12 protein-coding genes are annotated in these 11,091 nt (G+C 40.5%); 10 read left to right on the top strand and 2 right to left on the bottom strand.

Annotated elements, in window-relative coordinates:
* Positions 1-3 precede the first annotated feature (3 nt).
* From EL162_RS01695 to EL162_RS10235, 9 genes are all read left to right on the top strand, one after another.
* A complete protein-coding gene (locus tag EL162_RS01695; protein ID WP_126329650.1) occupies positions 4-405 on the top strand; it encodes a hypothetical protein in 402 nt (133 codons plus the stop codon).
* Positions 406-525: 120 nt separating this feature from the next.
* Positions 526-1,338, top strand: coding sequence for a VENN motif pre-toxin domain-containing protein (locus EL162_RS01690; RefSeq protein WP_126329648.1), 813 nt, complete (start codon positions 526-528; stop codon positions 1,336-1,338).
* A 442-nt stretch (positions 1,339-1,780) separates the two neighbouring features.
* A complete protein-coding gene (locus EL162_RS01685) occupies positions 1,781-2,791 on the top strand; it encodes a DUF637 domain-containing protein (protein ID WP_311195371.1) in 1,011 nt (336 codons plus the stop codon).
* Positions 2,788-3,237, top strand: coding sequence for a hypothetical protein (locus EL162_RS01680; RefSeq protein ID WP_126329644.1), 450 nt, complete (start codon positions 2,788-2,790; stop codon positions 3,235-3,237). Before EL162_RS01685 ends, EL162_RS01680 begins: the two co-directional genes overlap by 4 nt.
* Before the next feature lie 82 nt (positions 3,238-3,319).
* On the top strand, positions 3,320-4,036 hold the full coding sequence (locus EL162_RS01675) for a VENN motif pre-toxin domain-containing protein (RefSeq protein WP_170161391.1): 717 nt from the start codon (positions 3,320-3,322) through the stop codon (positions 4,034-4,036).
* A complete protein-coding gene (locus tag EL162_RS01670; protein WP_375537701.1) occupies positions 4,023-4,916 on the top strand; it encodes a DUF6984 family protein in 894 nt (297 codons plus the stop codon). Before EL162_RS01675 ends, EL162_RS01670 begins: the two co-directional genes overlap by 14 nt.
* 107 nt (positions 4,917-5,023) lie before the next feature.
* Positions 5,024-5,989, top strand: a complete 966-nt coding sequence (locus EL162_RS01665) for a VENN motif pre-toxin domain-containing protein (protein WP_227543419.1) — start codon at positions 5,024-5,026, stop codon at positions 5,987-5,989.
* Between the two features lie 2 nt (positions 5,990-5,991).
* Positions 5,992-6,366, top strand: a complete 375-nt coding sequence (locus EL162_RS01660) for a DUF596 domain-containing protein (protein ID WP_126329420.1) — start codon at positions 5,992-5,994, stop codon at positions 6,364-6,366.
* A 115-nt stretch (positions 6,367-6,481) separates the two neighbouring features.
* A complete protein-coding gene (locus EL162_RS10235) occupies positions 6,482-6,613 on the top strand; it encodes a hypothetical protein (protein WP_259772333.1) in 132 nt (43 codons plus the stop codon).
* A gap of 107 nt (positions 6,614-6,720) precedes the next feature.
* Here EL162_RS10235 and rsfS read toward each other — a convergent pair whose 3' ends face one another.
* Both rsfS and nadD read right to left on the bottom strand, forming a co-directional pair.
* Positions 6,721-7,089, bottom strand: a complete 369-nt coding sequence (gene rsfS / locus EL162_RS01655; RefSeq protein WP_126329638.1) for a ribosome silencing factor — start codon at positions 7,087-7,089, stop codon at positions 6,721-6,723.
* A gap of 46 nt (positions 7,090-7,135) precedes the next feature.
* Positions 7,136-7,786: a nicotinate (nicotinamide) nucleotide adenylyltransferase gene (nadD, locus tag EL162_RS01650; RefSeq protein ID WP_126329636.1), complete on the bottom strand. Its 651-nt coding sequence runs from the start codon at positions 7,784-7,786 to the stop codon at positions 7,136-7,138.
* A gap of 417 nt (positions 7,787-8,203) precedes the next feature.
* Here nadD and uvrA point away from each other — a divergent pair, with 417 nt between their 5' ends.
* Positions 8,204-11,089 carry an excinuclease ABC subunit UvrA gene (gene uvrA / locus EL162_RS01645; RefSeq protein ID WP_126329634.1) on the top strand — a complete coding sequence of 962 codons (2,886 nt, stop codon included), beginning with the start codon at positions 8,204-8,206 and terminating at the stop codon, positions 11,087-11,089.
* Positions 11,090-11,091: the final 2 nt, after the last annotated feature.

Here is an 11,091-nt window from a genome sequence, read left to right as displayed (position 1 = left end):
ATAATGAAAAATATATACTTTATAATAAAGTTATTTGTATTATGTAGCCTTGCTATTATTGCCTATATAATCATAATGCTACTTTCTTATGAAAGTTATTATTATTGCAATGATAAAAATTGTTTGACATTTGTTGAAACAATAAAAGGAAGGGATTTGGTTGTTAAGGTTTATGATAAAAGAATTTATAGTAGATTACAGATGAAAAATAGCTCTTATATGGAGTTTTATCCAGAATATATTCCTTATTTTGAAGAATATGATGATGGTGGTTTTGTTGTACACAGTGATTTTAAGCCAAAAATTGCAATAGGGGATATGAATAATATAAAATTTGTTTTATCTGGATATGAATGTTGTGGTACTCCATATTATAAATTGAATTATTATATGGTAATATTTTAATATGAAACTGACAGCGACACACCAAGTGCTAATATTGCCCATAAGATTGCTGCAGGGCTTACAGGCTGCCTATCTAGTAAAGTCCGTGATAAATCTTGTGAATCAGCTGCCCTAGGTGCTATGATAGGTGAGATGTGGGCGGATAGAAAAATAGATAATCCAAACATATTAACCGACAAACAAAGACAACAAATCATCAATGAATCTCGCCTAGCTGCAAGCTTATTTGCCTTTATCTTTGATAAAGACATCAACACCGCATCAAATATGGCTTCTGAGGCGGTTAGGTGGAATGCAACTTATATTGATAAGAACAATGAAGTTAAGAAAGTTATTTTAAATGGAGATAAAGGAGTTTATAAATGTAACTTTCAAAACAATAAATGCATTGATAACCCTGTAAAAATTGGGGAAACAATGTTTGAAGATGCATTTATAAGTCCTGATACTGGAAATGCTGTGGGTAAAGTATACATTGGAGAAAGTATAGATAATTACATTTATAAACTGAATAATCAAGCATGGAATGAAGGAGCATTCAGTAAAGAATGGTTTGCTTATAATAGCCTTCCTGGCAAGAAATATGATATTAAATCAACATTCCCGGGTCATGAAGGAAATTCTTACCACGGTTTTTTATTTAAAGGCAAATATATCACCCTAAGAGAAGGGGGAAATATTTTAGCAGGAATGAACGCTGCAACCCTGGGGATATCTTTTGATGAATTTCAGAAGACTAGTGGAGCTTTGCATGCGGATGGCATCAAAGGTTTATTAAAATATCGAACAACTGGATATAGCTATGGAACTTATCCAAGATATGGTGAAATTGACTATCAATATCTAAGGAGTAAGTATGGATACCAACTCGGCTTACAAAGAATTGAGTGCAACATCAGCGGCAATAATAATATTAACTGCATTTATAAATAAGCAATATTACAGTAGATAATACATGAAAATCTTATCTCACATTTTAAAATTTTATCTTAAATTGATATTATTTCTCATTTCTGTATTATTAATTTTTTATCTTTTTATATCAAAAGAAAAGGCGTATTATTACTGCAACAATAGCTGCATTACAATTATTCAACATACAAAAGGTACAAATACTTTTTTGCGAGTCTATCAAGGAATTGTTTTCAGTAAAAACGCCAATGTCTTTTATTCGTATGCTGAATACCCACCCGAAACATACATATATATCAAAAATGATGACAATAATCAAAAAATTGTCATAGAAAATTTTACCCTACCTGTCCAATATAAAGGAAATCTTGAATATATTGATTTTCGTATTGGACCTTATGATAACAATGGATTAAAATATACAAAATTAAGATATTTTTATCTATTTATTTGATTTTTTGATATATGCCACAACTGTATCATCAGTGCTGGCATCACCCAAAAGATCGAAAAAAACTTTGCTGTACAAGCAGGTCAAGACAAGTTAAAATTTAGCGACCAAATGCTAAAAATGCTTGCCCAAAGCACAAGTAATAGTTTATTAGAAACTGCCATTTATAACACTGACCTTGATAAAAACCTAACAAAAAATCTAAGATCAGGCTTAGCAGGTATTTTTAACCAAGAGATCTTTGGTAGACTTGTAAAACCCTTAGACGAAAACGACATAGGATTTATTAATAACACCAAACACAAACTTGCTGCTGCTCTTACAGGCTGTATTTCTGCTGAAATTGCCAAAAATGACTGTGAATCAGCTGCCCTAGGTGCTATGATAGGTGAGATGTGGGCGGATAGAAAAATAGATAATCCAAACACATTAACCGACAAACAAAGACAACAAATCATCAACGAATCTCGCCTAGCTGCAAGCTTTGCTGCCTTTATCTTTGATAAAGACATCAACACCGCAGCAAATATGGCTTCTGAGGCAGCAAAATGGAATGCTACAGGAAAGCATCCGCAGCAATTTAGAAATACCAAGCAAGAAATCTTTGGTGAAGGTTCTGTGGTTGCTCAATTTGGCGATATGATTATTGTTAATGTTTCTGGTTCAATTTATGGGTACACAGTTGTTGTCAATGCTAAAAATGGTAAGGTTTTTGCCACTGATAAATTTGAAGTTTCTGCCTCAACATCCATCGTTTCAGGTGCAGAAACTTCGATCAATTTCGGCAAAGTGATTGATGGGAATTATTCAGCCAAACAATTAGATGGTATTATCACAGGATCGTCTTTTAATGTTCAAGCGTGTTACGGTGTTTGTGCTGGCATATCCAAAACCAGACGAAATACCATTGTTACCTATGGGCTGGGTACGCCTCAAGTAGGCATGTCTGGCGGATCGTTAAAATATACTGGCTTAACGCTTTCATCGCCTGAACTTAAACAACTTATTTTAAAAGGTCGATGATGAAACCCAATAATATCATTCATATAGTTATTGCTGCAGCCTTTATTTTATATGTCGCTGTTGAAATTAAAGATTTTTATCAATCAAAACCTTATAACAATTACCGCAATAGAAAGCAATTGCTTGAGCAAGAATTTCCTTTGTTGATGGGCAGGATTGCTCACAATATATCTGCACCAAGTCGTGTATTTCAGATTGACAGACAGGCTGGCAGTGTTGTATTAACTTATTACTATGATAACCCAAGTCCTGCTCTGATACAAACAATAAAAAACAACATCAGCCAAGAGCAATGGCAAATGATTGAGGTTGGCAAATCAGAGATACTGTACTGCAAAGACGGTATTTTATTAACATTAGGTGAAGGCGTTACAAATAATAACACAGTATATCAGTATATTGATCTTTCATGGCAATTAAGACAGCCCAAATGCAAAAGAGCTTAAATAAGGTCATTGGGGAACTTTAGAAAATTCTTGTGAGGCAACTGCCCTAGGTGCTATGATAGGTGAGATGGTTGGTGATTGGATGACAAATCGTTATCCAGCAGTCATGATTGATGGTAAAACTGTCTACATCTTATCAGATCAAGACAAACAAAAAATCATCAACACCGCCAAACTGCTGTCAGCATCAGCTGCCTTATTATACGAGTTTGATGTAAATACAGCTTCAGCAAGTGCTGAAGAGGCGGTTAGGTGGAATCAGCTTGGTCGTAGAACACTGACAAGAAATCGCATACAACAACAAAGACGCGATATTATTGAACTAGAAATTCAAGCAATTCGCAGAATTTACCCAGAGTTTCAGGGAATACCATCCTTTCGTCCTGCTGGACAGCAGATTAGCGAAGCAGAAGTTTTGGAGTATCAAGCATTTGCTAGATTTGTTAGAGCATCCAATCAGACTTATACCAATCCTTATGAGCAGTTTCGGCGTGTATATTACGGTGGTTATTCTGCCAACAACCCTATCATGCCTAATGGTCGATACAGCTCCATCACCTTTGGCAACAATCCAAATCAATCCTACCACACTTGGAGGCATTTGCAAAACTTAAGAATTTCTCGACTGGAAGCAGAACCAATTATCAGAAACGATTTGCATCAAAGAAATTTAAACAGCATACCCATCGGTCAAACCCAAGGGTTTACAATCATGATTGGTCAACAAAGAGTAACATATTTTGTTTATCGTATCAACGCCACCAGTTTTAATATAGGAAGAATTCATGCTGACAGATGATGATTTGCGTTTTTTAACCCAAAGTGAATTGCGATTGGTTGAGTATTTGCTAAGTCTGTGTCATATGCCCTATAAGCACGACCTACCCATTGCCGAAACGCCAATCATTGATCTAACCCATGATTGTGGTATGGGTTCGGTTGAGTTCTTTCGTGCTTGCAACTATAGGCGAAAATTTGGCAGAGCTTTAATAGAGGCAGATACTTTTGATGTTGATGGAAGAAGGGTTATGTTGCAACTGTGCATTGACCAGCATGGTTATTTATACCAACTAGACAGTTTCACTGCTGATTTTGATCCACTGATTAAACCTTTGGGCGAAGTTTTTGTGTTTGAAAATATCAATGTGCATAAAATTGATGAATGTCAGCCAAAGTCTAAAATTTCAGTTCCTAAAGAAACCAAGTTTTCAAAAATGAGTGATGATACTGCCTTAAAGGCACAATGTTTTTTACACAACTTGGCTACTGAACCCCTATCATTAGCGTATGTATTTTCAGGTGATGATACTTGGATGCTGTCTGTGGATTTAATTTATCGAATATATCAATGTGGCTTGGCAGAATTTGAGTTTGATGTTTTAGCAAAGAATGAAAAAAATCTGAATGTAACTTATGATGACATTGATGATTTTTGCTATCATTTATCTATTACACACCCTGATGATTTAAGATCTGATATTTGGCAAGATACCAAGATGATACTAACACCATTTGGTCAAAACCTCATAAATCAATACTTTCAGGATTTTGACAGATGGTATGATACAATAAATACAGCTTTTATTGAAAAACTTGAAGATATTTTTATTGAACATGGGCTGGCATGGAATGAGAAAAAACCGTTATTTCCCACCATAGGCACTTATGAAATTACTTAGGCAAACAATCATTGATTGGCTTTTGATACAAACTTGCCGCTGCTCTTACAGGCTGTATTTCTGCTGAAATTGCCAAAAATGACTGTGAATCAGCTGCCCTAGGTGCTATGATAGGTGAGATGTGGGCGGATAGAAAAATAGATAATCCAAACACATTAACCGACAAACAAAGACAACAAATCATCAACGAATCTCGCCTAGCTGCAAGCTTTGCTGCCTTTATCTTTGATAAAGACATCAACACCGCAGCAAATATGGCTTCTGAGGCGGTTAGGTGGAATTCTACCGCTGAAATTGCACTGGGGCATGAGTGGAATCAAATTACCAGTGATATAGATGGTACTTATGCTAAGGAGCAGCTACAGGCGATTAAAGATATTCCAGACAATCTTGCTGAATTATCAGAAAACATCACCTATTTAAAAAACAGCAATAATGATTTTATTATTTGTATACGGACTACAACACAATCTTGCCTACCAAAACAAGGTCAAAGATACGCAACACAAAATGAAATCAGTGAAGGTTATAGAAACTTCATACTTGATATTATCCCAATCCCTGGCGGTACATCTGCAAAAGCGGTTGTTAAAAAAAGTGGTAGAGTGGTTTCTGAAGCGGTTGTAAACAAACCTGCAAACAATATTGGCAAAAATAATGCAAATTATCGCCGTGATCGGCATGAAAAGATTACTGCTAAAGGCATTCAGACAGAGAAAGTAAATGAGCTTCGTAAACTATTTGATGAAAACAACGCAAGCAAAAGTATCAAAATTGGCAATAAAACACTACATCAAGAAGCAAATAGTTCAGGGTTAACTCGCATATTCAAAGGAGCGAGCGACGAAGAAGTAAAACGATATTTTATGGATCTTACTGGTCAGCCATTACCTCCACCAAGAAACATCCCAAATAAAGGAATTGTTTATGTTGCTAAAACACCGTATGGTAATTTTAATCTCAGAGTTTTTGCTTCAAGCTCTGATAGATCGGGCCCTGTTTGGACGATTGATATTCCTAAAAAGCTAACTAAAAGCAGAAAAAATCCAGAAATTAAATTCTTAAGGAGATAATGATGGTTGATATATCCGAAGAGCTCAAACAAGAAATCTTTGAAATCTCCAAAGGATCATGGATATCAGGTTTTTTTAGTGCCATTTCTGGTTATCTTCCAAACATCAGTTTTGAAGAACATAAAGAGGTATTTTTTGCACTGTCGGAAGAATGGCTAAACAACGGCTTAATTAAGTTTGATGTACCTTATATTGAGGGTGTTCCATTTGAGAGAAGGGTTTGGGAAGCACCAACAGAAGAAATCATACAGTATCTTAAGGATAGTTTTCCGAAAGAAGCTACTGATGAGCTTGATGCCAATGTAAATTTATACTTCCTTATTAATGCCCCAGCCATATTATGGCTCCATGATGATGGTAGCTATTATGGAAGCTGAAAACCCACCCAAGAAGACTTTGACAGAGGCTCTACAATGAATCGCGGTAACTGTCAATGATACTGGTATCATCAATAACAGCATACATAAAATCTCTGCTGGCTTAACAGGCTGTGTGGCAGCCAAAGCTAAAGGTGAGGCTTGCAAGGCAGGTGCTTTAGGTACTATGATAGGTGAGATGGTTGGCGATTGGATGACAAATCGTTATCCAGCAGTCATGATTGATGGCAACCAAGCTAGGGCATGATTTGTTTGTAGATATGCAAGCATCACAAACAAATCAGAGTTTTATTACCACGATGATGCTCAAACGCCACTCAAGCACAGGTTGATTGTGTGAAAGTCTCTTGCAAATTAGGCGCGAGCCTGAACTGCCAAGTCTTTTAGGGCTTCTGGCGATAACCACAAGCCTTCTAGGTCATAAAATTCACGGGCTTGCGGTGTCATGATATGCACCACCACCGAGCCCAAGTCCACAAGCGTCCAATCGCTGTCCTTGTCGCCCTCACGACCAAGCGGTGCCAGTCCTGCCGCCTTGGTTGCTGCCCCAAGTTTATCCGCCAATGCCTTGACATGGCGTTTGCTTGTCGCATCGCAGATGATGATGCGTTCGGCAACTTCGGTCAAATGCTCAATCTCAAGCGTGGTGATGTTTTTGGCCTTCAAATCGTCCAGAGTTTCTATAATCAGTGCTAAAGTCTGCTCTAAAGTTAAAGTTGTCATAATTGTCGTTTTGATAAATTTATTGCAATCAAAAATTATAGCACAGTTAGCCAGTTTGGTATAGTTTATTTGCCAAGATATACGCCAGCACTTCATCATTGACCAAGTCGGTGGCTTGTTGCCAGTTTTGCTTGGCGATTAAGGTGCGAATTTGGCTTGATGACATGGCAGCAATCGGCGAGCTGTCCAAAAAAATTCGACCATTTTCTGCCAAGAACTGCGACAAATCTGTCGTACAGCGTGTCATCAGCGATGCGTCAATCTTGTCTGTTGTGCCAACCCGCCCAAACGCCCATAATTTGACTGCATTGATGAGTTTCTCGTGGCTGTGCCATGTTGGCAAAGTGTGCAAGCTGTCGCCACCGATGACAAAAATCAGCACATCGTTGGGGTATTTTTTTTGTAATAATTGCACCGTGTCAATGGTATAAATCGGCGGTGTGCGTGCCAGCTCAGAATCATCAATATCAATCATGATACCGCTTGCAATCAGTGGTGTGATGGCGTGCTCAATCATATTCATGCGGTGTATGGCAGGTGTTGGCGGTGGTTTAAACGGATTACCTGCGGTGGGCAGCAGGGATATTGTTGCTGGCAAGCCAAGCAGGCTTAATCGCCGAAATGCCGCCATCGCCATTTGTAGATGAGCATGATGAATGGGGTCAAAGGAGCCACCAAGATAGATGCGATAGGTCATTATTAATCCTAATAAGGCAGTGGATTGGCATCAGTGTAGCAAATTTGTCCGCCATTGATAATAGTCATTTGGTGTTTTGTTATACTGGTTTTGTGTTTTTGGTGATGGTTTTGGCGGTTTATTGCATTAATTTCTTGGTATAAGATGGCTGTGTTTGCCTTGTGGCATTTAAAATTACAGATTGGTGATGGTGGGCAATTTTGCCCAAAATATTTTAACCCAAGACGACCAAGTCATTTGAGATTTTGGTGAGCTGCTTACAATTTCTTAAGTTTAATTTTGCCCATTTTGTGCCATTTTGTCTTATAATAACTATTTTTGCAGCCCAGTTATGCTCATGCTTGCTGTCTGTTGATGGATTGATGGCGAATAAATCGCATGGCTGCTCAGGCTTTATTTTATCCAAAAAGGCACTTTATGGCACACGACAAAATCAGTATCCGTGGTGCACGCACGCACAATCTTAAAAACATTGATGTCGATATTCCTCGTGATAAATTTGTGGTCATCACAGGTTTGTCAGGCTCAGGCAAGTCGTCATTGGCGTTTGATACGCTCTATGCCGAAGGACAACGCCGCTATGTCGAGAGTTTATCGGCTTATGCACGCCAGTTTTTGTCGCAAATGGAAAAGCCAGATGTTGATAGCATCGAAGGCTTGTCGCCTGCCATCGCCATCGAGCAAAAATCCACCAACCACAACCCTCGATCAACGGTTGGCACGATTACCGAAGTGTATGATTATTTGCGACTGCTGTTTGCACGCGTGGGTGTGCCATATTGCCCAGAGCATAATGAGCCGATGGTGGCACAGACCATCAGTCAGATGGTTGATGGCGTCATGGCTTTGCCCATGGATAGCAAATTGATGATTTTGGCACCTGTGGTGCGTGAACGCAAAGGGGAGCATATCGCCCTTTTGGAAGGATTGCAGGCACAGGGATTTAATAAAGTGCGTATCGATGGCGTGGTTTATGATACTGATGAATTGCCAGCGTTGGAGAAAAATAAAAAACACAGCATCGAGGTGGTGGTAGACCGTTTTAAGGTGCGTGAGGATTTGGGCAATCGTGTTGCCGAAAGCCTTGAGGTGGCATTAAAATTGGGCGGCGATATTGCCATTTTGTCGCACATGGACGGCAATCCTTGTGGTGATGATGAGCAAATTTTGTCCGCCAAGCATTCCTGCCCTGTGTGCGATAAGGCGGTCAGCGAGCTTGAGCCAAGATTGTTTAGTTTTAATAATCCTGCTGGTGCTTGTTCTGCGTGTGATGGCTTGGGCAAGCGTCAGTATTTTGCTGCCGAACGCATCGTAACCCACCCTGACAAGTCGCTCAACCAAGGGGCAATCCATGGTTGGGACAAACGCCATGCTTATTATTTTGGTTTGTTGTCTACCGTGTGCCGCCATTTTGGCATCGATATGGATAAGCCTTGGCAACAGCTTTCTACCAAAGAGCAAAGCGTGATTTTGCAAGGCTCTGGCAAAGAGAAAATTGAATTTAACTTCACCGATGAGCGAGGACGAAAAACCACCAAGACCGTGCCATTTGAGGGGATTTTGCCCTATTTGGAACGCCGTTATGCCAGCACAACCAGCAATTTGGTGCGTGATGAATTGGCACAATATCTGTCCGATACCACTTGTAATGCTTGTGATGGCGTGCGTCTAAATGACATTGCCCGCCATGTGCGTGTGGACAATCGCGTCATTGGCGAGATTATTCATTTGCCGATTTCAGAAGCATGGAATTATTACCAAAACTTAACAATAGAGGGTGCTAAGGGTGAGGTTGCCGACAAAATTTTTAAAGAAATCCGTGAGCGATTGGGCTTTTTGACCAAAGTTGGTTTGGATTATTTGACCCTTGCTCGTTCGGCAGAGACACTCTCTGGCGGTGAGGCACAGCGGATTCGCTTGGCAAGTCAGATTGGTGCAGGCTTGATGGGGGTGATGTATGTGCTTGATGAGCCGTCCATTGGACTGCACCAGCGAGATAATGACCGCCTGCTATCCACCTTGACGCACTTGCGAGATTTGGGCAATACGGTGGTGGTGGTTGAGCATGATGAAGATGCCATACGCCAAGCCGACCATATCATCGATATCGGTGTCGGTGCTGGGGTGCATGGTGGGCGTGTGGTGGCAGCTGGCACCGCTGAGCAAGTGGCAGCAACCGCTGGTTCATTAACAGGCGAGTATCTGTCTGGCAAGCGGTTCATAGCCGTACCAGAAGTTCGCCATCAGCCAAAAACACTTGAGATAAAAAAAGGCAAAAAAACCCACCGCGAGCCGTTGTTTATTGAGCTTGTGGGAGCGTCTGGCAATAATCTAAAAAATGTCAATCTGCAAATTCCCATCGGTGTGATGACCTGCATTACAGGCGTTTCTGGCTCTGGCAAGTCTACATTGATCAACCGCACCTTGATGCCACTGGCTGCCACGGCATTGAACCATGCCAGCACGCTTGTGCCAGAAAAGTATGACAAAATCACGGGGCTTGAGCATTTGGACAAGATGGTAGATATTGACCAAAGCCCAATTGGACGCACGCCACGCAGTAATCCTGCAACTTATACAGGGGTGTTTACGCTGATTCGTGATTTGTTTACCCAGACAGTTGAGGCACGAGCAAGGGGCTATAAGGCAGGGCGATTTAGCTTTAATGTCAAAGGCGGTCGCTGTGAAGTGTGCCAAGGCGATGGGTTGATTAAGGTAGAGATGCACTTTTTGCCCGATATGTATGTGCCGTGCGATGCCTGCCATGGCAAGCGGTATAATCGTGAAACGCTTGAGGTGCAATACAAAGGCAAATCCATCGCTGATGTGCTGGACATGACCGTTGAGGAGGCGTTGGCGTTTTTTGAGCCGATTCCTGCCATTTTCCGCCGTCTGCAGGCGTTGCATGAAGTGGGGCTGGATTATATTCGCTTGGGACAATCGGCAACGACTCTGTCAGGTGGTGAAGCACAGCGTGTCAAACTTGCCAAAGAGCTTGCCAAAAGAGACACAGGGCAGACTTTGTATATTTTGGACGAGCCGACCACGGGACTGCATTTTCATGACATTGCCAAACTTTTGCACATTTTGCACACACTGCGAGATCGGGGCAATACGGTGGTGGTCATTGAGCATAATTTGGATGTCATCAAAACAGCCGATTGGATTGTTGATTTGGGCTACGAAGGTGGCAGTGGCGGTGGACAAATCGTTGCCACTGGCACGCCAGAGACAGTCGCGGCGGACGATAAATCGCATACGGGCAGATTTTTAAGACCGATGCTTGAGCGACAAAATCCATAAAA

This window comes from Moraxella cuniculi, from assembly GCF_900637105.1.
GTDB lineage: Bacteria > Pseudomonadota > Gammaproteobacteria > Pseudomonadales > Moraxellaceae > Moraxella > Moraxella cuniculi.
The sequence above is the reverse complement of the archived record's forward strand: the minus strand, read 5'-3'. Positions and strand labels throughout refer to the sequence as shown.